The sequence below is a fragment of the Crinalium epipsammum PCC 9333 genome, from assembly GCF_000317495.1.
GTDB classification, from domain to species: domain Bacteria; phylum Cyanobacteriota; class Cyanobacteriia; order Cyanobacteriales; family PCC-9333; genus Crinalium; species Crinalium epipsammum.
This window is the reverse complement of the sequence record NC_019753.1, coordinates 2,986,171-3,012,639: the sequence shown is the minus strand read 5'-3', so window position 1 is coordinate 3,012,639 and position 26,469 is coordinate 2,986,171. Positions and strand designations below refer to the sequence as shown.

Genomic DNA, 26,469 nt, shown 5'->3' with positions numbered 1-26,469 from the left:
ATAGCTGATTGATCTATTGCTAACTCAATTTCCATCTGACTTTCCCGTAAGGGAGACAGTGAAGAATTAAGTAAGGTCAAACATTTGATACTTCCACAATGCAACTGATAGATACTCACGCACACATCAATTTTGATGTTTTCCAGTCAGATCTAGAGGCAGTACGAGATCGATGGCGTGAAGCTGGTGTTGTGAAACTGGTACATTCTTGCGTAGAACCACAGGAATTTACCAGTATTCAAGCCCTAGCAAACAAATTTCCTGAGCTATCATTTGCCGTAGGTTTGCATCCCTTAGATGCAGATAAATGGACGCATGAAACTAGCGACGAAATTTTATCACTGGCTCGTGCTGATGAGCGGGTAGTAGCTATTGGTGAAACCGGATTAGATTTTTTCAAAGCCGAAAACCAGCAACAGCAAATAGAAGTGTTTACAGCACAACTAAACCTTGCACATCAGCTTGATTTGCCTGTAATTATTCACTGTCGCGACGCAGCCACACAGATGCGAGAATTATTGCAAGATTTTTGGCAGCGCCATGCCCCTGTTAAGGGGGTAATGCACTGTTGGGGAGGGACACCAGAAGAGACAAAGTGGTTTTTGGATCTGGGATTTTATATTAGTTTTAGTGGCATTGTCACCTTTAAAAACGCGACGCAGATTCACGAATCAGCCAAGATTTGCCCAAGCGATCGCATTTTAATTGAAACTGATTGTCCATTTTTAGCACCAGTTCCCAAGCGAGGCAAACGTAACGAACCTTCCTACGTGCGTTACACCGCAGAATTTGTCGCGAACTTGCGGGATGTACCACTACAGACACTCGCTACCCAAACTACCGAAAATGCTTGTAACCTTTTTAGCCTGAGCTTGCCATCCACTTGAGAGGCGCAGCAGTAGTTAGCATTTTCAAAAAACAGTGCGATCGCCGCGAGGCGGCGCGCAAGCTTCGCAAATTTGGTTGTTATGCGTCATAATAAAAAAGGAGTTTCGATGTCCTCTGATCTGGGGTCGCGAGTAAGAAAAGTTGCAGTCACTACAAATTCATCACGGATATAATTTCCCCAACCGCTTTACTCCCCAGTACGGCGGTAATTAGTCATTTAATTCAACACACCAATTAAAGCGAGATTTAAGGTTGTTCTTATACCTGTTGTTAATACCACAAGGTAACTAAAATTTTTGGTCATTTCTAGGGTTGTCAAAAACCCATCTCAGAAAATAAACCACCATTGTCCTAGACAGGATAGAGCCTATTCTGTCAAAAAGGCAAACCGCCAAGTCAAACTAAGTATTTCGCAACAACAAGTGCAAGAGGAGACGCATGGCTAAGACCGACACAACACCCGCTCATATGTTGCCTGACTTAGTTGAAATTCAGCGTTCCAGTTTTCGCTGGTTTCTAGAAGAAGGACTGATTGAGGAACTTAATAGCTTTTCTCCCATCACAGACTATACAGGGAAGCTAGAACTGCACTTTTTGGGCAAGAACTACAAACTCAAGCGACCAAAGTACGACGTAGACGAAGCCAAACGGCGCGACGCAAGTTATGCCGTCCAAATGTATGTTCCAACTCGCCTAATTAATAAAGAAACTGGCGAAATTAAGGAAATGGAAGTCTTTATTGGCGACCTGCCCTTAATGACTGACCGAGGCACGTTTATTATTAACGGTGCAGAACGAGTAATCGTCAACCAAATTGTGCGTTCTCCTGGTGTTTATTACAAATCAGAGACAGACAAAAACGGTCGTCGTACCTACAGCGCCTCTTTAATACCGAACCGAGGTGCATGGTTAAAATTTGAAACAGACAAAAACGATTTAGTTTGGGTAAGAATTGACAAAACCCGTAAATTGTCTGCTCAAGTTTTACTCAAAGCACTAGGCTTAAGTGATAACGAAATTTACGACGCTCTACGCCACCCAGAATACTATCAAAAAACCCTAGACAAAGAAGGTAATCCCAGCGAAGAAGAAGCACTAATGGAGCTTTATCGCAAGCTGCGTCCAGGTGAGCCTCCGACTGTTACAGGCGGACAACAACTATTAGATTCACGCTTCTTTGATCCTAAGCGTTATGACTTAGGTCGTGTAGGTCGTTACAAAATTAATAAAAAGCTGCGGTTAAATATTCCTGACACATTGCGGGTACTGACAGCCCAAGATGTACTAGCAGCAATTGACTACCTGATCAACTTGGAATTTGATATCGGTAGCACAGACGACATCGACCACTTAGGCAACCGCCGAGTCAGGTCTGTAGGAGAGTTGCTCCAAAATCAGGTGCGTGTAGGTTTAAACCGCTTGGAACGGATTATCAAAGAGCGGATGACCGTTTCCGATGCCGAAACTCTCACTCCTGCGAGTTTAGTTAACCCCAAACCATTAGTAGCAGCCGTCAAAGAGTTTTTTGGCTCCTCGCAGCTATCCCAATTCATGGATCAAACTAACCCATTAGCAGAATTAACCCATAAACGGCGTTTATCTGCTTTAGGTCCTGGCGGTTTGACCAGAGAACGTGCGGGCTTTGCCGTTCGAGATATTCACCCCTCACACTACGGACGAATTTGCCCAATTGAGACACCAGAAGGTCCCAACGCAGGTTTGATTGGTTCACTAGCAACTCATGCACGGGTAAATCAATATGGATTTATTGAAACCCCATTTTGGCCAGTAGAAAAAGGTCGGGTTTTAAAAGATAAGCCAGCCTTATATATGACGGCTGATGAAGAAGATGATTTGCGGGTAGCACCTGGAGACATTCCTGTTGATGAAAACGCGATGATTCTGGGTGAGTCAGTGCCAGTGCGTTATCGTCAGGAATTTACCACCACAACTCCTGACCAAGTGGACTATGTGGCAGTTTCGCCAGTGCAAATTATCTCCGTTGCTACTTCTTTGATTCCATTCTTGGAGCATGATGATGCTAACCGAGCGTTGATGGGATCGAATATGCAGCGCCAAGCAGTACCATTATTACGCCCAGAGCGTCCATTGGTTGGTACTGGCTTAGAAGCGCAGGCAGCAAGAGATTCTGGGATGGTGATTGTTTCTAAGACTGTAGGAGAGGTGAGCTATGTAGATGCCACTTCAATTAGAGTCAGAGACGGGTCAGGCAGAGAAACTGAGTACCCACTACAAAAATATCAACGCTCTAACCAGGATACTTGTTTAAACCAACGTCCCTTGGTGTTTGAAGGCGAAGACGTAAAAGTTGGTCAGATCCTAGCAGATGGCTCTTCAACGGAAGGTGGCGAACTAGCGTTGGGGCAAAACATCCTAGTGGCTTATATGCCTTGGGAAGGTTACAACTATGAAGACGCGATTCTCATCAGTGAAAGACTGGTTTCTGAAGACGTTTATACCAGTATCCACATTGAAAAGTTTGAAATTGAAGCGCGGCAAACAAAGTTAGGTCCTGAAGAAATTACCCGCGAAATTCCTAACGTTGGGGAAGATTCTCTGCGACAGCTTGATGAAACAGGCATTATTCGGGTTGGTGCTTGGGTAGAATCCGGTGACATTCTGGTAGGTAAAGTAACTCCTAAAGGGGAATCGGATCAGCCTCCTGAAGAAAAACTTTTGCGAGCTATCTTTGGTGAAAAAGCTAGAGATGTGCGGGATAACTCCCTGCGAGTACCAAACGGCGAAAAAGGTCGTGTGGTAGATGTGCGTGTGTTCACCCGTGAGCAAGGCGATGAGTTACCACCTGGAGCCAATATGGTTGTACGGGTGTATGTAGCTCAAAAGCGGAAAATTCAAGTGGGCGACAAAATGGCAGGTCGTCACGGGAATAAGGGAATTATTTCTCGAATTTTGCCTCTGGAAGATATGCCTTACTTACCAGATGGTAGAGCCGTTGACATTGTACTGAACCCATTGGGCGTACCTAGCCGGATGAATGTGGGTCAAGTGTTTGAGTGTCTGCTAGGGTGGGCTGGCGAAAATCTAGGATTGCGGTTTAAGCTGACTCCGTTCGACGAAATGTATGGAGAAGAGTCTTCCCGTAGTACCGTACACGGGTTATTACAGGATTCTGTTAAGAAAACAGGCAAAGACTGGCTATTTGACCCAGAAAATGCTGGCAAGACAGCAGTGTATGACGGTCGCACAGGCGAGGCGTTTGACCGACCGATCACGGTAGGTATGGGTTATATGCTGAAGCTGGTTCACTTGGTAGACGATAAGATTCACGCTCGTTCGACTGGTCCATACTCGCTAGTAACACAACAACCTTTGGGCGGTAAAGCACAGCAAGGTGGTCAGCGTTTTGGAGAAATGGAAGTGTGGGCGCTGGAAGCTTTTGGTGCAGCTTATACATTGCAAGAACTGCTAACAGTCAAATCCGATGATATGCAGGGTCGTAATGAAGCACTGAATGCGATCGTTAAAGGTAAGGCTATTCCACGACCTGGAACACCTGAATCTTTTAAAGTGTTGATGCGAGAATTACAGTCTTTGGGACTGGATATTGCAGTTCATAAGGTGGAAACCAAAGAGGACGGAACCAGTCGCGATGTCGAAGTCGATTTGATGGCAGATGTCTCTAACCGCAGGACACCGACCCGACCAACTTACGAATCTCTCTCCCGTGATGAACTGGAAGAAGATGAAGTTTAATTAGCTATTAGCCTTCAGCTATCAGCTATCAGCAAAGAAAATAGCACTTAAGACAATAAATTAAGGACTTATTTTTAAAAGCTGACGGCTGACGGCTGACGGCTGAATGCGATCGCTATTAAGTCGTTGACTTGAGTGTTTAAAAACTACACTCATGTGTACACAAGGAAGTAAAGAATGAGACATCAACTTGAGCAGCGTTTTGATTATGTCAAGATTGGAATAGCTTCTCCAGATCGAATTACTCAATGGGGACAGAGGGCGCTGCCTAATGGTCAAGTTGTTGGTGAAGTTACCAAGCCAGAAACAATAAATTATCGCACCCTCAAACCAGAGATGGATGGCTTATTTTGTGAGCGCATCTTTGGACCTGCTAAAGATTGGGAGTGTCATTGTGGTAAGTATAAGCGGGTGCGCCATAGAGGGATTGTTTGTGAACGCTGTGGTGTAGAAGTCACAGAATCCCGCGTGCGCCGTCACCGGATGGGATATATTAAACTGGCTGCGCCTGTATCCCACGTTTGGTATTTAAAGGGCATTCCTAGCTATCTCAGCATTCTGATGGATATGCCTCTACGTGATGTAGAGCAGATAGTTTACTTTAATGCCTATGTTGTTTTAAATCCTGGTAATGCTGAAAATCTGACTTACAAACAATTACTGACAGAAGATCAGTGGTTGGAAATTGAAGAACAGCTTTATAGCGAGGATACTCAACTTGTTGGTGTTGAGGTAGGAATTGGTGCTGAAGCACTGCAAAGACTGTTGCAAGATGTCGATTTAGAAACAGAAGCAGAAAAGCTGCGGGAAGAAATCAGCAACTCCAAAGGGCAAAAGCGTGCCAAGTTGATTAAACGCCTACGGGTGATTGACAACTTTATTGCTACTGGTAGTAAACCTGACTGGATGATCTTGACGGTAATTCCGGTGATTCCTCCAGATTTACGCCCGATGGTGCAGCTAGATGGTGGACGTTTTGCTACGTCTGACTTGAATGATTTGTATCGACGGGTAATTAACCGCAATAACAGGTTGGCAAGATTACAAGAAATTCTTGCGCCAGAAATTATTGTGCGTAATGAAAAGCGGATGCTACAGGAAGCTGTGGATGCGCTGATCGATAATGGTCGTCGGGGTCGGACGGTGGTTGGTGCAAATAACCGACCTCTTAAGTCGCTGTCAGACATTATTGAAGGTAAACAAGGTCGTTTCCGCCAAAACCTTTTGGGTAAACGGGTTGATTACTCTGGACGAAGTGTAATTGTTGTTGGTCCTAAGCTGAAAATTCATCAGTGCGGTTTGCCACGAGAAATGGCTATTGAGCTATTTCAGCCGTTTGTGATTCACCGCTTAATTCGTCAAGGGTTGGTGAATAACATTAAAGCCGCTAAAAAATTGATTCAGCGTGCCGATCCTAGTGTGTGGGATGTGTTAGAGGAAGTGATCGCTGGTCATCCAGTGTTACTTAACCGCGCTCCAACACTTCACCGCTTAGGTATTCAAGCATTTGAGCCAATTTTAGTTGAAGGTCGAGCAATTCAATTGCATCCGTTAGTATGTCCGGCGTTTAACGCGGATTTTGATGGTGACCAAATGGCGGTTCACGTTCCTTTGTCTTTGGAATCCCAGGCAGAGGCAAGATTGTTAATGTTAGCTTGTCATAACATTCTGTCACCAGCAACAGGTCGCCCGATTGTGGCTCCTAGTCAAGATATGGTGTTGGGTTGTTACTATCTGACCGCAGACAATCCTGCTGCTCAAGGAGGGGGCGATCGCTACTTCGCTAACTTAGATGACGTAATCTGCGCTTATAAGCAAAATCAGCTAGATTTACACGCCTACATCTGGGTGCGGTATGACGGCAGCGTAGCTGCTGAGGAACCGGATAACGAACCTGTTTCTGTAGAAACTTCGTCAGATGGCACAGTAACCAAACATTATAAATTTCGCCGTGTCCGTGAGTTAGCTGACGGTACGTTGATTCGTCAGTACATCCGCACCACAGCAGGTCGAATTATCTACAACAAAACGGTTCAAGAATCACTAATTGGGTAATTGACACTCTCCCGCTATGGCTTGCGCTGTAGCTGGAGATTCTTGCTTAACAGAGAAATGCTTTTGATGCAAGCACCAAGTAGTCCTACTTCCTCTCCACAAGCTTGAAATCCCGTATGCCCTACGGTATTTGGATATTTTGCCTTCACTACTTGTCCTAGCTATGTTGCTTGGTTTTCACAACTACAGGAGGTTCATTTGACTGATATTACTTTACCCCAAAATCCTTCAACCGTGAAAGGACTCCCACCACACTGTACTCATTTTGTGGTGAGATGAATCGCCGTTGAAGGATAGGTCACAGGTCAATGATCAATGATCAATTACTAATAAAATCAACTTTAAGGGTATTGACAAATGACGAAAGAAATGATTTTTAATAACCGAGTTGTTGATAAAGGTCAGCTAAAAAAACTGGTATCTTGGGCATTTAGCAGTTATGGCAGCGCCCGTACAGCCCACATGGCTGACCAACTCAAAGACTTGGGTTTTCGCTACGCAACTAAAGCTGGTGTTTCTATCAGTGTAGATGATTTGGTAGTGCCGCCAGTAAAACGAGCGATGTTAGAGGCGGCGGAAACAGAAATTCGCCTAACTGAGCAACGTTACTCGCGGGGTGAAATCACGGAAGTAGAACGATTCCAAAAGGTAATTGATACTTGGAACATTACTTCTGAATCCCTAAAAGACGAAGTGGTGCGGAATTTTAAAACGACCGACCCGCTTAACTCTGTCTATATGATGGCTTTTTCTGGGGCGCGGGGTAACTTGTCTCAGGTACGCCAACTGGTAGGAATGCGTGGCTTGATGGCAGACCCACAAGGGGAAATTATTGACTTGCCAATTAAAACCAACTTCCGAGAAGGTTTAACTGTAACGGAATATATTATTTCCTCTTACGGCGCTCGTAAAGGGTTGGTAGATACCGCACTACGGACAGCAGACTCAGGCTATCTGACTCGGCGTTTAGTAGACGTTTCCCAAGATGTAATTGTCCGCGAAACTGACTGTGGGACAACGCGGGGTATTTTCGTCAAGCCGATGGTTGATAACGATCGCGTTTTGATTCCGTTATCAGATCGCTTGCTGGGTCGAGTAGTGGGCGAAGATGTTATTCACCCGAAAACAGGGGAAATAATCGCCCAACGCAACCAAGAGATTTCTGATCCTTTGGCTGAAGAGATTGGACGGGCTGGGGTAGAGCAAGTATTTGCGCGATCGCCTCTGACTTGTGAAGCAGCAAGGTCTGTGTGCCAACTGTGCTACGGTTGGAGCCTTGCTCACGGTCATTTTGTAGATATGGGTGAAGCAGTAGGTATTATTGCTGCCCAATCTATCGGTGAACCAGGTACTCAGTTAACCATGCGTACCTTCCACACTGGCGGTGTGTTTACAGGGGAAGTAGCACGCCAAGTCAGCGCACCATTTGAGGGGATAGTACGTTTGAGCGGTGTGCGTAGCCGCCCTGTGAGAACTCGTCACGGGGAAGACCGCGAACAAGTAGAATTTGCAGCAGAATTGATCTTAGAACCGCTAGTTAAGGGTAACAAGAGGCAAACTGTCTCACTAACTGCGGGTTCACTGTTACTGGTGAAAGAAGGTCAAAAAGTAGAAGCCGGGGCGCTACTTGCAGAAGTAGCAATGGCTAAAGCTCGTCGCTCTACCGAAAAAGCGGTAAAAGATGTTGCTACCGGACTAGCTGGTGAAGTTGTATTTGCTGACTTAGTACCAGAAGAAAAAACCGACCGCCAAGGCAATACGACTCGCATTGCCCAAAGAGGAGGTTTAATTTGGGTACTTTCTGGGGAAGTTTATAACTTACCTACAGCAGCAGAACCAGTCGTCAAAAATGGCGATCAAGTGGAAATTGGTAGTGTCCTGGCAGAAACTAAACTTATTTCTGCTAATGGTGGTGTTGTCCGCATCCGAGGTGAGCGAGAAATTGACATCATCACAGCATCAGTTTTGCTTGACGAAGCACAAGTAAAAAGTGAAAGCAATGGTGGTCGGGAACACTATGTTATTTACACAACCGATAATCAACGCTTTTCCTTACTAGCTGCACCAGGTACAAAAGTCCAAAATCATGCAGTGGTGGCTGAGTTAGTTGATAATCGCTATCGCACCCATACAGGCGGCATTATTAAATATGCTGGAGTAGAAGTAGCCAAGCGAGGTAAAGCCAAGCAAGGTTATGAAGTTGTTCAAGGTGGCACGCTGCTGTGGATACCAGAAGAGTGCCATGAAGTCAATAAAGATATTTCTTTGCTGAATGTTGAGGACGGTCAATACGTCGAAGCTGGCACTGAAGTAGTTAAGGATATCTTCTGTCAAACTGGCGGAATTGTGGAAGTTGTGCAGAAAAATGACATTCTGCGCGAGATGGTAATTAAGCCTGGTGAATTACATTTACTTGATGATCCAGAAGCAGGACTTAAAGTGAATGGCAGCTTGGTTTATCCAGGGCAAGCAATTCTTCCTGGTTTACCAGAAGTTACAGAATTGCGGTATCTAGAGTATGTAGAAACTCCAGAAGGCGCAGCTTTATTGGTGCGACCTGTGGTGGAATATAAAGTTCCTGATGAGCCTAGCGTACCTTCTCAGGCATCAATTAATGAAGTTGGACGCGGCAAGATTGAACTGCGAGCTTTGCAACGCCTACCTTTTAAAGATGGAGAGCGGGTTAAATCTGTAGAAGGTGTTGAGTTGCTCCGTACCCAACTGGTGTTGGAGATGGATCTGGAAGCACTTTCTGCTCAAATAGCTGCTGATATTGAATTGGTTCCCGATCCTGATGGCAACGAAGGCGAATGGAAGTTGCAGTTAGTAATTCTGGAATCATTAGTTATTCGTCGTGATACTGCTGCTGATCCGCTTGGTGGTAGCACCGAGACGAGGATACTGGTGAAAGAGGGAGATGCGATCGCACCTGGTGCAGTTGTCGCACGTACAGAAATCCAGTGTAAAGAAGCGGGTGAAGTACGCGGTATTCGGGAAGGAGTTGAAGCAATTCGCCGGATCTTGATTATGCGCGAGAGCGATCGCATGACTGTTCCAGCCCCCAACTCAAAGGTTAAAGTTGGCACTATGCTTGTTGCTGGTATGCCACTAGCAGAAGGTCTACCTACACCGGAATCTGGTCAAGTGGTTGCCCGTAATGAAGATTCAGTGACACTCAGGATAGCTCGTCCTTACCGTGTATCCAATGGTGCGATTCTCCACATTGAGGATGGCGACTTAGTACAACGCGGTGACAACCTTGTGTTGCTAGTATTTGAACGCGCCAAAACTGGGGATATTATCCAAGGTTTGCCCAGAATTGAAGAACTCTTGGAAGCACGTAAACCCAAAGAAGCTTGTATTATGGCGCGACGTGCTGGTGTTGCTTCTGTAGTTTACAGTGACGATGAAGCAACCGAAGTCAAAGTGATTGAGCCTTCAGGCTTAATTCAAGACTACCCATTAGGACCAGGGCAGAACGTAATCGTTTCCGATGGTCAAGAAGTCATTGCTGGTGAACCACTTACAGATGGTTTATCCAACCCTCACGAAATCTTGGAACTGTTCTTCGAGCTACACCGTGAAGAACATGGGGTTTATGAAGGTGCGTTACTTGCACTCCAACAAGCGCAAGCGTTCCTAGTGAACGAGGTACAGTCGGTATATCAATCACAAGGTATTGAGATTTCCGATAAGCACATTGAAGTAATTGTGCGTCAAATGACCTCAAAAGTTCGCATAGATGATGGTGGCGATACTACCATGCTGCCTGGGGAACTTGTAGAACTGCGTCAGGTTGAGCAAGTAAATGAAGCGATGGCAATTACTGGAGGCGCTCCAGCAGAATACACACCAGTACTACTGGGGATTACTAAGGCATCGCTGAATACAGATAGCTTCATTTCTGCTGCTAGTTTCCAAGAAACTACTCGTGTCTTGACTGAAGCAGCAATTGAAGGTAAATCTGATTGGTTACGTGGATTGAAGGAAAACGTGATCATCGGTCGGTTGATTCCAGCCGGAACAGGATTTAATGCCTATGAAGATCCTGCGATGATGAGTAGTTCTACGGATTCCGATACTAGCAATGTTGGCGGTTTCTACGCTTATGGAGAAGTGGCTGGTATTGCTATAGATGATCCTCTAGATGTTGTTCTAGATGACCGGACAGCCCGTAACTATAGCTTGGATGAAACGGCCCCTGGTTTTGGGATTGTTGGTCGTCCTAGCGCCGATGTCGTTGGCGGTGATAGCTTAACATTAGGCAAACCTCCCGCCTTTGGTGCAGGCTTCTCAGATGAGATAGATGATGAATTAGATGATGAGATAGAAGACTTCGATGAAGATGATTTTGAGGACGACGATGAAGAGGAAGATGAGGAATAATTAGCTTTTAGCAGTTAGCTATTAGCGTTGAGAAAAAACAACAAAAATCAGCCTGAGATTTATACTCTTTAGCCCTCCTTAAACAGGTAGGGCTTTTTCTATTAATCAGGACTTCAGCGATCGCAGATAGCAATTGTACATAGATTATGTCTGCGAGGCAAATAATTCCTTTACCCTTGTCATTCAACTCTCTTTAGGCATATATTGATAACCAGTTTCAGAGAGAAATGCCATGAGATTGAAAAGACGGAAAATACTGTATGGGCTGACTACTATTGTGGGATTATTCAGCTTTAAAAATAGTATTCAGCGAGTGCAGGCACAGTCTAGTCCCATAGTCGGTAGCAATAAAAATTTACTTGCTACAGGCACTTTAAATTCGCTACCAGACAATACTACCTATCCTGAAATTATTGAGTACAGCTTAGATGGTAAATCTCAACTTCAGCAATCTTCTGCTCAAAAAGTTGTTCTCGACAATTTAAGCCTAGCCTCTAACAACAATCGAGAACAAATTTATCAAGCATTTCTTAAAGCTGCCGCAGGTGGTAAAGAAAACCAACCTGTGCTGATGTATCAAGGTATTAATACTTCACCATACTCTAAACAAATTAATGATTATCCCACTCGGTTAATGCAGAGACCGGATGGTAAAAATCTAGTTAGTGGAAATCCAGTAAATGCTACATTTAGTCCTTATCCAGCCCTAGGAGAAATTCCTCGCATTAATGAGCAAGGCTTAAGTTTTATTCATCCAGATATTAAGGAAGCTTGCGTTTGCGTCGGTAGTTTTGACAAAACAGGAAAATTTCTAACTAAATGGTTGGGAAGAAATGCTCTGGCGTGTGATGAATTTTGGAGTAGTACTAAAATTATTGCGTTGCTTAATCTGGTTTCTCGCGCTAATAGAAGAAATCCTACAGTAGATTTTGATTCCTATAGTATTAGAGGTATAGACACATCTGGAAATAAAAATACATTTCGGTTTCAAGATTTAGCTAGAGATATAGTTAGCTACGAAAAAAAAATTGCTACTTCAAATTCTCTGGGTGCAATGTTTAAGAGATTTTCTCTTCCCCTAGATTTAGAGAAGTGGCTTAAATTTGTTACAGGTAATCAGGATTTGATATTTCGTGGTAGATATGGTGAAAAGTCTTTTATTGAGCAACCAGAGTTAGTTGATACAACCACCAAAAAGGTAATTTTGAATGCTGATCAACAGCTTCCGAGATGGCAGTGTAATGCTGTATCTGCTTATGATTTAACACGGTTAGTATCCATGTTGGGTTGGCATAATTACATACCCAGACAATCGCGATTACCAGACGCAGAGTGGAAAAGTCTTAAAACTGTCATTACTGCGATGGGAGCAGATCCGGCTCGTTTAACTGATTTAGCTATTCAAGTACTAGGTTTACAAAATGACATTGAATCTGTAGCGATTATTTCCAAACTCGGCAATGGGAATACTGCTACTAGGGAGAGAACTGAAGCTGTCTATGTAGCACTGGTACACTTTGTAGATAGCCGTCCAAAAGCATTAGGAAAGCCAGCTAAGTTGTTCACCTTTACTATGGCTTTACGAGGCGGTAAGGCGCTTCAACCAAGAGACCCTAATCAAGAAGTGGTAGAACTTGATGCCAGAATGGCAACAGAAGTTACTGAGATTGTGCGGAGGGTTGTGGAATTAGAGTTAGGGTAGTCGGTAAATTACCTGAGTTCGACATAAGCGGAAATCCCTATTATCTGCGTTATATAGATAACAATATACTGCTGGTAAAAGTCGAATTTTGATTTTTAGAAAGCAGATTAACGCAAATGAAATATGAGATTTATCGCCTGATGCAAGAGGTCGAATAATTTCTGATGTCGAACTCAGGTGATTTAAGCAGCGTTTTGGAGTTCTCCAGTGCGGATAGCCAACGATGATGTTTGGTTGCCGCGCTGGACTTCTATTTGAAGTAAAGAACCCATTGGATTATTTTCAACTACGTCCTGCAATTGTTCAGCCGTAGTGACAGGTTCCTCGTTAATCTGCAAAATTACATCTCCACGACGTAAACCAGCTTGTGCTGCTGGTGTATTAGGCAAAACTCTCACTACTAAAACACCGTTGATTTCTGGCACTTGCAAGGGAGAATTAGGATCGCTATTGTTCTCAGCAGCTAGTTGGGGAGTTAGGGTTGTCATCTGAATACCTAAATAAGGATGTTGTACCTTGATTCCTTGTGCTAGTTGAGTAGAAATTTCTTTGGCTTTATTAATTGGAATCGCAAAACCAATCCCCATTGCATCGGGACGGATGGCGGTATTGATGCCAATCACTTCTCCTTTACTATTTAATAATGGACCTCCAGAGTTACCTGGATTAATGGCTGCGTCTGTTTGAATAAACTCTAGCCGTTTACCAGGAATGCCAACAGCCGCGCTGGAACGTTTGAGGGTGCTGACAATACCTAGAGTGACAGTATTATCTAAGCCGAAGGGGTTGCCAACTGCGATCGCCCAATCTCCTACTTGCACTACGTTAGAATCTCCCAGAGGTGTTACTGGTAAATCGTTTCCTCCCTGAATTTTTACTACGGCTAAATCTGTAACTTCATCTACCCCTTGCACCTTTCCTTCCAAGGTACGCCCATCCTTAAGAGTGACAGTTACTTTATCTGCTTGATCGACTACATGAGCATTGGTGAGAATAATCCCACTACGGTCAATAATGAAGCCAGAACCTTGACCACGCAAGCGTTCTTGTTGAGGCATTTGGGGAATAAATTGATCTCCAAAAAAGTGCCGTAATCTTGGATCATCAAAAAATGGATCAACACGGCGGGTAATTGTGCGTTCAGTATCAATTCTTACTACGGCTGTTCCCACCCGATTGACAGCAGCAGCCACAAAGCTATCCCCGTTACCGCTATTAGGAATCTGTACCGCTAATTTTGCGGCTGGTATTTGGCTTGATATTGCTGCTTGTGCAGGTAAATTACAAAAAATACCAAAACTTAATGCTGATGCAATTAGAGTTGTAAGTAAATAGGTAATAATTTTGCCTGATAACACAGAAAACTGGGGAAATTTCATAGAATCCATCTTCACTTAGGGCAAAGCTGCTGAAACATGGGCAAACTTACTTAACAATTAAAAAGTATGCCTAAAGCTATTTTTACAATTTCTCAACATTAGCTTAATAAAAGTACGGTATGCCGTACCTCTACTTCCAGAAGCAACAAATGATAGCAATTCTGAAAATGATCCGTATAAATATTTGATATAGAGACGTATATGGTACGCCTCTACACATTGGCAAAGTTAGATTAACCGTTAAGCTAGGATCTGGATTACACTGCTGCCTGATTAACTCTGCATGATCGGATCAAACCCCCTAACTAACGAAACGCTACCTGCAAAACCTCATGTGCATGGCGATGGAGAACATATTCATCCTCACGTTCACAGTGAAGAGTCACAGCGACGAATTATCAACCGCCTATCCCGGATTGAAGGACACATCCGAGGAATTAAAAATATGGTGCAGGAAAGCCGCCCCTGTCCAGATGTGCTAGTGCAAGTTGCTGCGGTGCGGGGTGCTTTAGATAGAGTGGCGCGGATAATTTTGGATGAACATTTAACTGAGTGTATTGGTCGTGCTGCTAAAGAAGGTAATATTGAAGTCGAAATTGAAGAGTTAAAGGCTGCTTTAGATCGATTTTTGCCGTGAGTCTTTATTTAGGTGCGATCGCAGATCTTTAGTAAGTTAGAAAAAATTTATCCTGATACTCAACTAACCCAGCAGTAGAAGTAAGTGGTAGATGCACCCTAAACATTAACATCCCCAGCTACTCTAGGCTGGGGTTTTTTGTTGTTGTACTTTCGCACATTATATGTCGTAATTCGCAAATTAGCATCGTTTTTTGCAAATTATTGTGGCTTATAGAACCCATTTAAGATCTTTTTTAGCTATCAGCTAGTAAGAGTGAGCATCAATCTGATAAAACAAAGCTTGAGCTTGGCATTGGCACGAGCGAGTGTTCGGTCAAAATTTTTGACTAAACTTTTACATCGCTCCGCCCAAGCGTTTGACCTTTCAATAACCCATCTAGCAGCAACAGGCACAAAGCTAGATTTGCCAGTAGCTTCTTTTTCAGAAGAGTGATGGTTTGGCTCTCTAGTTCAAATTGGATTCTACTCAATCTTCCAATTAGGCGTATAACCAGAAGTAACTTGGCTATACATTTGCACTTTCCGATGCAGAAATACGTCCTGAGAGTTTTGTGATCGCCCATAGCGCTCTTGTAAAATCATTTTCAATTGTTGAGAATTCGCCCAGGAAAAAGTTTATGGCAGATATGTCCGGTCAAGACCCCTCGGAAATCATAATGGCAACGGTTGATGAAGAACGAAAAGGCGCAAATTTCAGCGGTACGGTCATCCTTGGTATAGATGATGAGGGTGGGAAAGTCGTTTCCTTTAGAGACTTTTTAATTGAAGATTATAAAGGCGAACTTACCGCAAATCTTGCAACAGATGGCGATATAACGAAAAGCGTTGATTTAGGCGAACTCGATCATAAAAGCCCCAGTTTTAAGCTGCCAATTCCGCCTTCTACGGATACATCACCCTACAATACAGTCGTGTTGAGCGACAAAAAAAGCAAGAAAAAAATCCTAACGATCAATCTATAAAATTTGTAACTTAGCTCGTAGAGAGAGCCAAATTCGATTGCTCTCTTGTATAGAACCCATTTGACATCTTTTGCACTTGTGCTTGGCTTTGAAGTAAGCCGTTACAATGCTGACAATGAATTAGCCTGTTTAAACTCAACTGTTTTTTGCTCTTAACAGGGATAAAACCAGCTAGCTGCAAGGCTTTTAGTTTCAGGAATAGATCTCAAATGGGTTCTATATAGGTGCAGAACTTAATTTTATATCACGTAGCATCAAATTATTTGTCAAACCAGGCTTTTCCTCAGCCCCCAAAGCCTTAATCGGTCGTCAAAATGCGTAATTCCTGTATTTTTTGGTAATTTGTCCTGATCCTATTACATTCTTAAGTATAAAGAATATGTAGATGCACCCTGATAATTAAGACCCCTAGCCTTTAACGGCTGGGGTTTTTATTTTTAATTGATAATTCTGGCAAAGTATATTTACAACAAATTTAAATGTGAAGTACAAAAGTACCTGCCTGCCCTGGCTTTACTCTTTTTCTAAAAGTTATTTAGGGGTTTTAGGAAGTTATTTTTGTCTGTCAAGCAAAAATATATTTCTCAAATTAGCCTTTTCTCTAAGTGTATTTCCTTAAAATAGCAAACAACCTAAACATAGTATTTTCTAAGTAATTTCACTAAAATTAAATAGTTAAACACGATATATCTACTCAAAAATTCATTATAAAAACGGTTGGATAAACAACAAAAATAGCTGATCAATAGAGATATAGATTTAGCTAAAAAAGTTCCGGTTATGAAATATTCTCTCCTGTATCGGTGCTTAACACCTGTTAATAAAACTCAACAGGAAGGATTCACAATTTTAGACATCATGGCTCATGTTGTAATGGTGGGAATTTTTATGATAAGTATTAATACTTTATTTACGCCATCAACTGTAGGGAATAGTGGTGAATCAAATAGCCGTGCTGCTTTGGTACTTTATTTAAGATAAGTAGGTCAGCGCGAGTTAAACGTATTACCCCACCCCCCAGCCCCCTCCCCTTATAAAGGGGAGGGGGAGATTTTATGTTTATCTTGTTTAAGTGGAAATATTTTAAAATTTATCCTGATAGTTAGTCTGAGTAGCGGTAAAAGGAAGAGGTAGATGCACCCTGATAAATATTTAATCGCCCCAGCCGTTAAAAGCTGGGGCTTTTTATTTAAACATTATTTTTAGGATAGGTTTTAAACATTTGCTATCAATGAGCTTGGCGTAATTCCTCTCGTAACATTTTTTTATATATTGTAGGTAGCTTGCTACTCATAGAATTATCTTCAATTCCATATCCTAAGCTTGTCCAAGTACCAGATAACCGTTTCAACACTTGGTTAATTTTTCCTTGCCGCAGTAGTTCTGAAATATCAACGCCCCAAGCTTGAGGATCTTTTAACCAAGCGTAAACAACGGCATCCTGATATTCTGGTTCAAAACTGTAAGATTTCCAAAACATAAAACCTGACGGTCTTGGATGATACCGCTTGGCTTTTTCATCCCAAGTTGTATTAATCATTTGATAACGTCCAGCAGCAGTTGAACAGTTACCAATATTAGGACCAACTAAAATCGGCACACAACGGTTAGGATGATTACTTAAATCGGAGACATGATCGCCACCATAGATGATGGAATAGGGACGGCGATCGTTTGCTTCACTTGCAGAGATAGTTCGCATTAATGCGCGAATATATGGATCGCCTTCCTTAAGAACAAGTGGTTGTGTTCCGTAAGCGTTTGTAGGTGAATTTACGGATGGCGTTTCTCGATTACCTGAAGAAAAATTCAACAGGAAGAGTAGGAAAGCGATCGCACTTATACTGGCAGCAAGTTTAATCTTCCAAGCTGATTTGCTCACAATTTCTTGCTGTAACTTCGATTTTGGATCATCTTTCAGGGATGAGAAACGCCTACTCACACAAAGATCCTTATATTGCAGAATAAATCAAGAAAGCGATGCTTTCGGCACGCTACGCCAACCCACTAATTACCCAACCCCAGCAAATAGCTGATCCCAGCTTTTTTCCGGTATCTCTTTAGCTACAACCTCGACAATTTTATTCCTAGATTCAGGTATAGTAAGTGCTTCCACACATACCTGGGCAACTTTTTGGCGGGGAATGCTACCGTCAAACAGGGTATCTGCTGACGACATCACTACAGAATCAGAGTTATCTTCGTTTTTCAATCCACCAGGGCGCACAATTGTATAGGTGAGACCGCTTTTTTGGATGTACTCTTCTGCTTGCTTTTTCCACACTAAAATTAACCAGAACAAGTTAAGTGGATGGAAGAGTTTAGAAGTACACAGGGAAGATACAAACACAAAATGCTCTATTCCGGTTGCTTTGGCAGCATCTACTAAATTCTTTGTGCCTTCATAGTCCACCTTATAAGGGTTAGTGGGATCAAAGCTAGGTTTTGCTCCGGTAGCGCACAAAAGTACTGTACTATCTGCGATCGCACTCTTGAGACTATCCACTGAAAATAAATCACCTGTAACTAATTCTGCTTCCGGTGGTAGTATTTCCCTAGCTGTTTCCAAATTCCGAACGAAGGCGCGAACAGGAATTTGACGTTTTACCAACTCTTGTACAATTCTACGTCCCGTTTCGCCTGTTGCTCCTGCGACAAATGCTTTCATATTTCTCCGTAATTTTCACATGGTAGAGCCTTGGGTGGGCAAGTTATGCTAATTGAACAGGGAATAGTCTGAAAGTAATTAGCATTCAGCCGTAGTTGTCAGTTTTTTTGATGTTGTGCTACTTGTTGTAAGGGATTTCTCCCTTGTATATAGCTAATAACTGACAGAAGCGTAAACTCTTCCCCAATTGTATGAACTTTGGCAGAAAGTCTTCGTCTTTAGCCCAAATATCTAAGATGAAAACGTCAAATTAAATTTCTACTGGCAACATCAGAAAACGGCAAAACGTACAGGAGAACAGGGATGCAGTCGCAATTTGTAGAAAATCAACCATTTGAGGTTCCTGAAAATATTTTTGATTCTGGCGCAAATTTCCTTGAACCAGATGCACAAGTGGCAGAATTAGCAACTAATATCGAACCAATGCGGTTCTCTAGTCAGTCTACAGACTGCATGGAAATGTATGCTGATGCGGTAACAGTTGCTAAATATCTGGATGCCCACCAAGGTTGGTTTTGCCGTTGCGCCCACCCGATGACAGCAGAACCTTTGGGAGATAATGGTTATGCTTTAACAATTGGACGTTTTGGTTCTTTTGGTTATCAGGTCGAACCCAAAATTGGTTTACATTTGCTACCGCAAGACAAGGGAGTTTACCCTATCCGCACTATACCTGTACCTGGATATGTAGCTCCTGGTTATGAAGTTGACTTTAATGCTGCTATGAACTTGGTAGAAGTACCAAATGATAATTTTGATCGAAAATCACAACTACCTGCTGTAATCACGCGAGTTGAGTGGCAGCTAGATTTGTCAGTTGATATTCAATTTCCTAAATTTATTTACAAGTTGCCAAAATCTGTCCTTCAAACAACAGGCGATCGCGTTTTACGAGAAATTATACGGCAAGTTTCCCGCCGTTTAACTCCCAAGGTTCAAGAAGACTTTCACAGCAGCTTGGGTATTCCCTTTTCTACAAAATCCAAGAAAAATCGCCTTTAACAGTGGTTTGAGCAGTTGATAACAGCAGTTACAGGCTTTTTTTCGACTATTATGCTTACTAAAAGTAGAGACGCGATATTCGCGTCTCTACTCTATTTCAAGGGTTAGCACCTTTAATTTCTAGATATTTCTATGAGATTTATTTGACACGCCTGGGTTTTGTAACAAAGGTTATTTTTTGCTAATAATCCTTTGGATAATTTCCAGACCGCTAACAGCCTGCCAGCTAAATAATCCTAGTAGGACAACATTTAAAAATATGTGGCTGTAACGCGCCCAATCTTTCCCTTTTTGCATATAGGGAGATAGTGAAGCTGAAACAGCAATTATTCCTGTCATGCCTAAACCTGCTAAAAGGTGGGGACCAAAAAACAGCTTGCTGTTGTTGTAATAGGTAACACCCATACCCACTAGCGTACCGACAACCATCAAGGCTAACAAGATTGAGCCAATTTGGTAGTGACGGTTATTAAACTTGCCCTGGATTAACTCTTTTTTGAGTTCCCCTGTGGCATTTCTGGTACGTCGAATTTGAATACCTAAATATAAGGCATAGATAGAAGTACCTAAGACAATCCACATCCAAATTGGATGAATGAAATTCAGCCAAAATCCAATTTCTTTTTGGGTTTCTAAGCTCATAGGATGCAGATCATTTTCTAAGCAACTTTATAAAACTTATCATAAATAATACAACTATCTGCATAGTTGCTATTACCTCTAACGTTTGATGTCTAACTCACGTCTCGCACCGTTGTTGAAAGAGGCATCAAAGATAGCTCCTAGCCCTTCCAGGTTCAACCAGGGAAATATTACCTTAACCGCGCTACCCTTGCCCTCTCCCCGAATTCGCGAGGAATTTAGAGACAAAGTGCTGTAAATTCCATAACAGGGTATTAATTGATAATTGTTTATTGTTATGACATTTACTAAAGATCAGTTTTTAATCCAGTCGGCTCGCGGTGGTGATATTAAGCGGTTAATAAAAGCAATAGCTAATGGCGCAAATGTCAATGCTATAGATCGAGATGGTACAACCGCGTTAATGTTTGCTGCTCAAAAAGGCTATACAGAGATTGTGCGATCGCTCTTAGAAGCTGGTGCTAATGTTAATCAAGCTAGAAAATTTGGCACTACAGCTTTAATGTTGGCTGCTGCTAGTAACTCCTTTGATGTAGTAAAAACTTTAGTAGCTCATAACGCTGATGTAAATGCCAAAAATGATGATGGCAGTACAGCATTAATGGCAGCATCTTTTAAAGGCAATGTTGATATTCTGCAAATATTGCTAACTGCTGGTGCTGATATCAGTATAAAAGATCAAGATAAAGATACTGCCTTAAAGTTAGCAGTTAAAAGTGGTAATACAGCCGTTGTGCAAGCATTATTGGGTGCAGGTGCAGACTTAAAAGATCTTAACAGTGACGCTGTAACAATTGCTGCAAGTCAACAGCAAACTGATTTAGTGCAGCTATTGTTACAACATGGGGGAAATGCTAATACTAAAAATCCAGATGGCGAGACAGCTTTAAGTTTAGCTGCGGATCAAGGATATACAAAAATTGTACAAATCTTACTAGAAGCTGGTGCTGATCCAAATACCCGCAACTTGGATGGTGGAACAGCTTTAATGGCAGCAGCAGCAGGCGGTTATACAGATATTTTAATAGCTTTACTTGAGCATGGTGCTGATATTAGCGCCAAAGACCAAGACGATGAAACTGCTCTTAATTTAGCGGTTGTTGAAGGTCATGTTGATATTGTAGAAACTTTACTTAATCGAGGCGCTAACTTCCAAGCTAGAAATAAATTAGGTGATACACCTTTGATGGTAGCTTCATTACATGGTCATACAGAAATTGTGGCAGCTTTGTTGCAAAAACAAGCTAATTTTAATATTAAAAATTTTGGTGAGACAGCTTTAACTTTAGCTGCATTACACGCTCATAGTGAAACCGTCGAAGTTTTGTTACAAGCTGGTGCTGATGCAAATACTCAATTTGATGATGGCAAAACATTGTTAATGAAAGCTTGCGATAGTAATAATATTATTCTGATCCAAGTATTATTAGCTCACGGCGCTACTCCTAATATTCAAGACAAAGCTAGTGCAACTGCTTTAATGTGGGCAGCGCATCGGGGTTATCTAGATGCTGTCAAATTATTGCTTGAAGCTGGCGCAGATGTGAATATTAGAAATCAAGGCGGGTATACAGCTTTAATGCTGGCAGAATTTAATGGTTATCCTGAAGTTGTGAAGTTGCTCAAAGTGGCTGGCGCTGAGGAATAATAAAGTTAGCAATGATTTATTATTTACAATTTTTACCAAATGTCTAATCACAAAGTTTCTAAAGCAGTAATTCCCGCAGCAGGTTTTGGCACTCGGTTGTTTCCAGCTACTAAAGTTGTCAAAAAAGAACTATTTCCCATTATTGATCGAGACGGTCGTGCTAAACCTGTAATTATATCTATTGTAGAGGAAGCAATTAGTGCGGGGATAGAAGAAATTGGGATTGTTGTACAAAAGTGCGATCGCACTTTATTTGAAGACTTATTTAAATCTCCACCACCACAACTATTTAATAAGCTATCTCCACAAAATCAAGAATATAGCCAATATTTACAACAATTAGGTAGTAAAATTACTATTTTAACTCAAGATATTCAAGACGGTTTTGGTCATGCTGTATTTTGCGCCAAAGATTGGGTAAACAACCAGCCATTTATGTTAATGCTAGGGGATCATGTTTACTTAACTGATGCTGATAATTCTTGTGCTAGGCAAGTCATCAAAGTTTACGAACAAGTAAATCAAAGCGTTATTTCATTAGATGTATTACCAGGAGAAATTATTCATAAAGCTGGCTGTATTACAGGAAACTGGATAGAATCAAATTCTCTCTTGTCTATTACAAAAATATTTGAAAAGCCAGATTTGGAATATGCACGTAAACATTTACGGGTAGCAGGAATGGCTGAAGATCAGTTTCTCTGTGTTTTTGGAATTTATATCCTAACTCCTAAAATATTTGAATATTTAGAAGAGCATATTAGTAATAATATTCGTGAGCGTGGTGAGTTTCAATTAACATCTTGTCTTGATAGGTTGCGGCAAGATGAAGGTATTACTGGATATGTTGTTAAGGGACGAACTTTTGATATTGGATTACCAGAGGCTTATCGTCAAACAATGATTGATTTTAGATTATGAATTACGTCCCGAAAGTCTTAAGAATAGATCCCCCTAGCCCCCCTTAAAAAGGGGGGGACATTGCATTCAAAGTCCCCCTTTTTAAGGGGGATTTAGGGGGATCTGGGGGGAATAGAAATTAGCCTGGATATTAATCAGTAGAAGTTCGCGCTCGCAATGCAATTATCATTGAGCCTCCAACCACAAACAACCCTCCCAATATTCCTATTGCTGTGATATGTTCTGGTTTAATTAAATTAGGAGCAACCCCAGCTACTACCCACATTGATACGAAAGTAACTATGGGTGCTAAAGTTACTACTGCACTAACTTTTGATGCTTCCAAGTGATCTAAAGATTCAGCAAAAGCACCGTAACCCATTACAGTATTTAGCCCGCAAAATAACAGCATTGCGAACTGTACAGCAGTAAGTGTAAAGATTGGCTGAGGTTTGGCTAAAGGAGTTAATAATAATCCACAACCTCCATAAACTATTAGTAGGATATTAGAAGAAGGTAATGTGTGTAGCAGTTGCTTAAGAGCTAAACTGTATACTGCCCAAAATATAGCTGATAAAATTAGGATGCCACTGCCTATTAAATAATTAGTTGGCTCGTTGATTAAAGCTATTATTTGCTCGTTGAAAAATAAAACTAAGCCGAGAGTTAGTAAACCTAAGCCTATCCATTGAGATAAAGTATAACGTTCCTTAAAAATAAATAATGCTCCCAAACCCATTAAAACAGGAGCTAGTTGAATTAAAACTTCCGCGTTTGATGGTGATGTTTGTGCTAAACCTTGGAGAAATGAAACATAATGAAATAGAAAGAAAATAATGGCGATCGCGATTAATTTTATTGGCGCGGCGCGGATTTTTTCTACTGTGGGTAATTCTTGACGCACAGCTAAAAAAACTGTTAGCAGTACAAATGAAACTACAAAGCGAAACCAAGTAACAGTGTAAACATCAAGTGCTTGAACTGCAACTGCTAAGGCAATTGGTACAGTACCCCAAAGAATAACAGTAAATATTGATAACGCTAATCCTAAGCGCCATCTACCTGAAGTTTGATGTAGTGACATTTGGTGATTATAAATTTGTTAAAAATCGCATTTTGTCAGGAATTTTATATTAACTACTCTATTTAGCATCTGCCACAGAGTTTTGCAATGGTATAGTAACTATAAACGTTGTACCCGCTCCAATATCACTCTCTAGCGTAATCTTTCCTCCATGTAAGTCAACGCAATTTTTAACAATTGCTAACCCTAATCCTGTACCTGCAATTTTGCCAACATTCTTTGCTCTGTAAAAATTATTAAATAGCTGTTCTTGATCTTCCTTAGCTATGCCTATACCTGAGTCTTGAATGCGGAAGATAACTTCTTGTTGTCTATAACTTAATTCAAAATTAATCATTCCGCCAGAGGGTGAATACTTGGTGGCATTTGAAAGCAAATTAGTTAAAATATGCTCTAGCAGGTTTTGATCCATGCAAGTATCTTGGCGATCGCCAGAACTCATAAAATTGATATTATACTTATTACCTGCATTAATCTGCATCTCTGCTACTAGCGATTGGCAAAATCCTTTGAGATCAAAAGGCATTGGGTTAAAATCTAACTTTCCGGCTTCGACTTTACCAATTGTCAAAATCTCATTAGTTAAATGAAGTAGTTTTTTGACTGAATTTTGAACTTGACGAAGATGCCCTTGTTTTTTTTCATGGCTTAACTTATCTGCATAAATTTCAAGGATTTCTGCGGAAAGTGAAATTGAAGATAGCGGATTACGGAATTCGTGAGAAATCATGGAAACAAACTGAGATTTTAGTTCGTTTAGTTCCTTTTCTCGTTGCAAACTCTTGATAACTTCGTTACGGAGAGCAACTTCAGCGTCTATAGCTTTTTTCGCTGCAAGTCGAAGTTCTAACTCATCCATAACAATAGCTGCTAACTCTTGTAGAGTTGCTTTTTCTACTTCCGTAATCTCGCGCGGTTCGTAATTAATTACACATAAAGTTCCTAATCTAAAGCCATCGTTTGTAATTAAGGGAGCAGCCGCATAAAATTGTAGTCCAAACTCTCCCGCAACTAAGGGATTAGCCAATGTGCGAGGATCTACTCTGGCATCTTTTACTACATAAACATCTTCGTGCAAAATAGCACTAGCACACAATCCTGGTTCACGCCCAATTTGTTCTACTTCTAAGCCTAGATGAGACTTAAACCAAATTCGGTCATGGTCAACAATACTAACAATTGAAATTGGTACTTTAAAGAACCTAGCAGCTAGATTTGTAATCCGGTCAAAAGCGCCATCTGGTGGGGTATCGAGAATTTCATAACGACCTACAACAGCTAAACGTTCTGCTTCAAGAGTAGGAATGACACAACTAGGCGAAATCATAGGGTTTTAATTAGTTTTATAGAATTTTATTAGATTTTGAGAGTTTTTTAAAGAAGTTTTCCTTCTTAGGAGATAGCCCAATGGTCGTAGTATTGCTACAACTGCCATTACTACTTATTTAAATATACAAAATTTTTGAGATTGAGCAATTATAAAATTAAACTAGCCAGCTTAAATATAAAATTAGCAGTCGAATTATTTAGGTTATAACAGTAATCACTAAGGTTTAGTAGCTCAAATAAACATTTAATTCACCAAATACACGGTTAGTAAAGTAGTAATTATCCTTAAATTAGTTTTTCTGTCCCAGTGCGATCGCCATTGATCCTGCTACTACCAACCCCCCACCCAACACCCCTAAGATAGAAATATGTTCTGGTTCCATTAAATTTGGTGCTACCAACGATAAAACCCACGTTACTGTTAAAGTAATAATAGGAGACAAAGGCAACACAGCACCGACTTTCGATGCTTCTAAATGATTTAAAGCTTCAGAAAAAGCACCGTAAGCAATTAAAGTATCAAATACACAAAAAATTAGTAGTAACAAATAAAAAGGACTAAGTTCTAGAATAGATTGAGGATTAGCAAAAAAGCTGAATATTACAGCGCAAACGCCATATATCATCATCAAAATACTACTGGATGATAATTTTTCTAATAGCTGTTTTTGAGCTAGTGCATAAACTGCCCATGCTGCTGCTGACACTACTACTAAAGCGCTTCCGAGCAGATATTGACTCGATGCTATAGCTATATTTTGTAATTTGTCGTGAAAGAATAAACTAAATCCTAATGTTAGCAATCCTAACCCTAACCATTGGCGAAGATTATAACGTTCTTTAAAAAAAAATAATGCTCCCAAACCCATTAAAACAGGAGCTAACTGAATAAACATCTCTCCGTTAGCTGGAGAAGTGAGTGCTAAACCTTTGAGAAAACATACATAATTAATTGATAGAGAGATAATCGCGATCGCTAAAAGTTTCCAATGGTTTGCTTGCAGTGTTTTTATTTGGGGTAATTGCTGACGCGCACCTAAATAAATTGCTAGTAACCCAAAGCAAATTAAAAAGCGAAACCAACTCAGAGTATAAACATCAACTGCTTTTAGCGTTAATGTTAGGGCAATAGGTTCAAGCCCCCACATTAATACTGTGAGGAGTGTTAAAAATATTCCAAACCGCCATCTACCGGAAGTATGATGAAGTGAAATTTTGTTCATTTTTTTCAACGCAAACATCGTAAAGAAGAACGCAAAGAATAGACTTCTTACAAAAATCCTAATTTTCTTTTTAGAACGCAGATTAACCGCAGATGAACGCAGATAAACGCAGATGACATACAAGATTTATCGAATGGGTGCAAGAGGTCTAATCCTTTTGTTACTAAAAATACTTTCCTAGTCTACCTTGATAAGACCTAAAAAATTCCTTTGCGATCCTTTGCGTT

The 26,469-nt window shown here is 41.3% G+C and carries 20 protein-coding genes; 11 read left to right on the top strand and 9 right to left on the bottom strand.

Going from position 1 to position 26,469, the window contains the following annotated elements; translation table 11 throughout:
• Positions 1-98 precede the first annotated feature (98 nt).
• On the top strand, positions 99-887 hold the full coding sequence (locus tag CRI9333_RS13135) for a TatD family hydrolase (protein ID WP_015203654.1): 789 nt from the start codon (positions 99-101) through the stop codon (positions 885-887).
• Positions 888-1,326: 439 nt separating this feature from the next.
• Entirely contained in the window at positions 1,327-4,623 is a 3,297-nt protein-coding gene (gene rpoB / locus CRI9333_RS13130) for a DNA-directed RNA polymerase subunit beta (RefSeq protein ID WP_015203653.1), read from the top strand.
• 60 nt (positions 4,624-4,683) lie between these two features.
• On the opposite strand, the gene CRI9333_RS28120 is transcribed toward rpoB, so the two are convergent.
• Positions 4,684-4,809 (bottom strand): hypothetical protein, encoded by a 126-nt coding sequence (locus CRI9333_RS28120; protein ID WP_269667368.1) that lies wholly within the window; start codon positions 4,807-4,809, stop codon positions 4,684-4,686.
• Here CRI9333_RS28120 and CRI9333_RS13125 point away from each other — a divergent pair.
• The gene (locus tag CRI9333_RS13125; RefSeq protein WP_015203652.1) at positions 4,801-6,678 is read left to right on the top strand and encodes a DNA-directed RNA polymerase subunit gamma; all 1,878 of its coding nucleotides are present in this window, start codon (positions 4,801-4,803) and stop codon (positions 6,676-6,678) included. The genes CRI9333_RS28120 and CRI9333_RS13125 overlap by 9 nt on opposite strands.
• Before the next feature lie 14 nt (positions 6,679-6,692).
• Here the strand turns inward: CRI9333_RS13125 and CRI9333_RS28115 are convergent, their stop codons facing one another.
• Entirely contained in the window at positions 6,693-6,827 is a 135-nt protein-coding gene (locus tag CRI9333_RS28115) for a hypothetical protein (RefSeq protein ID WP_269667367.1), read from the bottom strand.
• Positions 6,828-7,035: 208 nt separating this feature from the next.
• Here CRI9333_RS28115 and CRI9333_RS13120 point away from each other — a divergent pair, with 208 nt between their 5' ends.
• Both CRI9333_RS13120 and CRI9333_RS13115 read left to right on the top strand, forming a co-directional pair.
• Positions 7,036-11,064: a DNA-directed RNA polymerase subunit beta' gene (locus tag CRI9333_RS13120; protein WP_015203651.1), complete on the top strand. Its 4,029-nt coding sequence runs from the start codon at positions 7,036-7,038 to the stop codon at positions 11,062-11,064.
• 232 nt (positions 11,065-11,296) lie between these two features.
• Positions 11,297-12,766: a hypothetical protein gene (locus CRI9333_RS13115; RefSeq protein WP_015203650.1), complete on the top strand. Its 1,470-nt coding sequence runs from the start codon at positions 11,297-11,299 to the stop codon at positions 12,764-12,766.
• Positions 12,767-12,948: 182 nt separating this feature from the next.
• Here CRI9333_RS13115 and CRI9333_RS13110 read toward each other — a convergent pair whose 3' ends face one another.
• Positions 12,949-14,154, bottom strand: coding sequence for an HhoA/HhoB/HtrA family serine endopeptidase (locus CRI9333_RS13110; protein WP_015203649.1), 1,206 nt, complete (start codon positions 14,152-14,154; stop codon positions 12,949-12,951).
• Between the two features lie 274 nt (positions 14,155-14,428).
• On the opposite strand from CRI9333_RS13110, the gene CRI9333_RS13105 reads away from it, so the two are divergent.
• From CRI9333_RS13105 to CRI9333_RS13090, 3 genes are all read left to right on the top strand, one after another.
• The gene (locus CRI9333_RS13105; protein WP_015203648.1) at positions 14,429-14,782 is read left to right on the top strand and encodes a metal-sensing transcriptional repressor; all 354 of its coding nucleotides are present in this window, start codon (positions 14,429-14,431) and stop codon (positions 14,780-14,782) included.
• Positions 14,783-15,401: 619 nt separating this feature from the next.
• The gene (locus tag CRI9333_RS13095; RefSeq protein ID WP_015203647.1) at positions 15,402-15,746 is read left to right on the top strand and encodes a hypothetical protein; all 345 of its coding nucleotides are present in this window, start codon (positions 15,402-15,404) and stop codon (positions 15,744-15,746) included.
• A gap of 780 nt (positions 15,747-16,526) precedes the next feature.
• Positions 16,527-16,727, top strand: coding sequence for a hypothetical protein (locus CRI9333_RS13090; protein ID WP_015203646.1), 201 nt, complete (start codon positions 16,527-16,529; stop codon positions 16,725-16,727).
• A gap of 247 nt (positions 16,728-16,974) precedes the next feature.
• On the opposite strand, the gene CRI9333_RS13085 is transcribed toward CRI9333_RS13090, so the two are convergent.
• Both CRI9333_RS13085 and CRI9333_RS13080 read right to left on the bottom strand, forming a co-directional pair.
• Positions 16,975-17,688, bottom strand: coding sequence for a glycoside hydrolase family 24 protein (locus CRI9333_RS13085; protein ID WP_015203645.1), 714 nt, complete (start codon positions 17,686-17,688; stop codon positions 16,975-16,977).
• 69 nt (positions 17,689-17,757) lie between these two features.
• Entirely contained in the window at positions 17,758-18,414 is a 657-nt protein-coding gene (locus tag CRI9333_RS13080; RefSeq protein WP_015203644.1) for an SDR family oxidoreductase, read from the bottom strand.
• A 303-nt stretch (positions 18,415-18,717) separates the two neighbouring features.
• On the opposite strand from CRI9333_RS13080, the gene CRI9333_RS13075 reads away from it, so the two are divergent.
• Entirely contained in the window at positions 18,718-19,416 is a 699-nt protein-coding gene (locus tag CRI9333_RS13075) for a DUF1997 domain-containing protein (protein WP_015203643.1), read from the top strand.
• A 171-nt stretch (positions 19,417-19,587) separates the two neighbouring features.
• Here the strand turns inward: CRI9333_RS13075 and CRI9333_RS13070 are convergent, their stop codons facing one another.
• Positions 19,588-20,058: a DUF4079 domain-containing protein gene (locus CRI9333_RS13070; RefSeq protein ID WP_015203642.1), complete on the bottom strand. Its 471-nt coding sequence runs from the start codon at positions 20,056-20,058 to the stop codon at positions 19,588-19,590.
• A 277-nt stretch (positions 20,059-20,335) separates the two neighbouring features.
• Between CRI9333_RS13070 and CRI9333_RS13065 the strand changes: the two genes are divergently transcribed.
• Positions 20,336-21,706, top strand: a complete 1,371-nt coding sequence (locus CRI9333_RS13065; protein ID WP_015203641.1) for an ankyrin repeat domain-containing protein — start codon at positions 20,336-20,338, stop codon at positions 21,704-21,706.
• 39 nt (positions 21,707-21,745) lie between these two features.
• Positions 21,746-22,627 (top strand): UTP--glucose-1-phosphate uridylyltransferase, encoded by an 882-nt coding sequence (locus CRI9333_RS13060; RefSeq protein ID WP_015203640.1) that lies wholly within the window; start codon positions 21,746-21,748, stop codon positions 22,625-22,627.
• Positions 22,628-22,757: 130 nt separating this feature from the next.
• Here CRI9333_RS13060 and CRI9333_RS13055 read toward each other — a convergent pair whose 3' ends face one another.
• The 3 genes from CRI9333_RS13055 to CRI9333_RS13045 all read right to left on the bottom strand — a co-directional run bounded on the left by CRI9333_RS13055 (position 22,758) and on the right by CRI9333_RS13045 (position 26,242).
• Positions 22,758-23,690, bottom strand: coding sequence for a DMT family transporter (locus tag CRI9333_RS13055; protein WP_015203639.1), 933 nt, complete (start codon positions 23,688-23,690; stop codon positions 22,758-22,760).
• A 58-nt stretch (positions 23,691-23,748) separates the two neighbouring features.
• On the bottom strand, positions 23,749-25,017 hold the full coding sequence (locus CRI9333_RS13050; protein WP_015203638.1) for a GAF domain-containing sensor histidine kinase: 1,269 nt from the start codon (positions 25,015-25,017) through the stop codon (positions 23,749-23,751).
• A gap of 292 nt (positions 25,018-25,309) precedes the next feature.
• The gene (locus CRI9333_RS13045) at positions 25,310-26,242 is read right to left on the bottom strand and encodes a DMT family transporter (protein ID WP_041226645.1); all 933 of its coding nucleotides are present in this window, start codon (positions 26,240-26,242) and stop codon (positions 25,310-25,312) included.
• Positions 26,243-26,469: the final 227 nt, after the last annotated feature.

Excerpts from the sequence above, each read along its gene's own strand:
- CRI9333_RS13050 (WP_015203638.1), bottom strand. The coding sequence starts at position 25,017 with ATGATTTCGCCTAGTTGTGTCATTCCTACTCTTGAAGCAGAACGTTTA.
- CRI9333_RS13045 (WP_041226645.1), bottom strand. The coding sequence starts at position 26,242 with ATGAACAAAATTTCACTTCATCATACTTCCGGTAGATGGCGGTTTGGA.
- CRI9333_RS28120 (WP_269667368.1), bottom strand. The coding sequence starts at position 4,809 with ATGTCTCATTCTTTACTTCCTTGTGTACACATGAGTGTAGTTTTTAAA.
- CRI9333_RS13095 (WP_015203647.1), top strand. The coding sequence starts at position 15,402 with ATGGCAGATATGTCCGGTCAAGACCCCTCGGAAATCATAATGGCAACG.
- CRI9333_RS13075 (WP_015203643.1), top strand. The coding sequence starts at position 18,718 with ATGCAGTCGCAATTTGTAGAAAATCAACCATTTGAGGTTCCTGAAAAT.
- CRI9333_RS13080 (WP_015203644.1), bottom strand. The coding sequence starts at position 18,414 with ATGAAAGCATTTGTCGCAGGAGCAACAGGCGAAACGGGACGTAGAATT.
- CRI9333_RS13070 (WP_015203642.1), bottom strand. The coding sequence starts at position 20,058 with ATGAGCTTAGAAACCCAAAAAGAAATTGGATTTTGGCTGAATTTCATT.
- CRI9333_RS13135 (WP_015203654.1), top strand. The coding sequence starts at position 99 with ATGCAACTGATAGATACTCACGCACACATCAATTTTGATGTTTTCCAG.
- CRI9333_RS13055 (WP_015203639.1), bottom strand. The coding sequence starts at position 23,690 with ATGTCACTACATCAAACTTCAGGTAGATGGCGCTTAGGATTAGCGTTA.
- CRI9333_RS13090 (WP_015203646.1), top strand. The coding sequence starts at position 16,527 with ATGAAATATTCTCTCCTGTATCGGTGCTTAACACCTGTTAATAAAACT.
- CRI9333_RS13105 (WP_015203648.1), top strand. The coding sequence starts at position 14,429 with ATGATCGGATCAAACCCCCTAACTAACGAAACGCTACCTGCAAAACCT.
- CRI9333_RS13065 (WP_015203641.1), top strand. The coding sequence starts at position 20,336 with ATGACATTTACTAAAGATCAGTTTTTAATCCAGTCGGCTCGCGGTGGT.
- rpoB (WP_015203653.1), top strand. The coding sequence starts at position 1,327 with ATGGCTAAGACCGACACAACACCCGCTCATATGTTGCCTGACTTAGTT.
- CRI9333_RS13110 (WP_015203649.1), bottom strand. The coding sequence starts at position 14,154 with ATGGATTCTATGAAATTTCCCCAGTTTTCTGTGTTATCAGGCAAAATT.
- CRI9333_RS13120 (WP_015203651.1), top strand. The coding sequence starts at position 7,036 with ATGACGAAAGAAATGATTTTTAATAACCGAGTTGTTGATAAAGGTCAG.
- CRI9333_RS13060 (WP_015203640.1), top strand. The coding sequence starts at position 21,746 with ATGTCTAATCACAAAGTTTCTAAAGCAGTAATTCCCGCAGCAGGTTTT.
- CRI9333_RS13125 (WP_015203652.1), top strand. The coding sequence starts at position 4,801 with ATGAGACATCAACTTGAGCAGCGTTTTGATTATGTCAAGATTGGAATA.
- CRI9333_RS13115 (WP_015203650.1), top strand. The coding sequence starts at position 11,297 with ATGAGATTGAAAAGACGGAAAATACTGTATGGGCTGACTACTATTGTG.